1 protein-coding gene is annotated in these 372 nt (G+C 60.4%); it reads right to left on the reverse strand.

Annotation, left to right across the window (positions count from 1 at the left end):
* A partial coding sequence (locus AC1DDH_RS20825; protein ID WP_476956270.1) for a hypothetical protein occupies positions 1–372 on the reverse strand: 372 nt, incomplete at both ends.

A 372-nucleotide genomic window follows, 5' to 3' on the forward strand; every position in this document is an offset into this window, starting at 1 on the left:
CTGCCCGGTCAGGCAATTCATAATCGACCAGCACCATTTTCTGGTGGTGCGTCGGCACGATCGCGCCCATGATGGCGCCGCCTTGGGCCTTACTACCGGCAGAGCGCGTGTCGTCGGTCCCCCACAAGGCSGTGCGAAATGCGATTTCCAGCYGGTTGGACAGGCCAAAATCCCGCACGACAAATTCGACATTGACCAGCTTCGGCAGCCCCAGCAATGCCGGCARCTTTTCCATGATCTGCGATGGAACCGGTCCCTTTAATATCTTGGCGGTGGGTGAGGTGCGTGCGGCCCGCCAATGCCAGTACCGGTTGAAGTCCGTGGGATTGACGCGGGGATTGGGCGGGCGGGAGAACCATGGATGCTGATGCA

It is taken from the genome of Arthrobacter sp. 10T425, assembly GCF_056393985.1.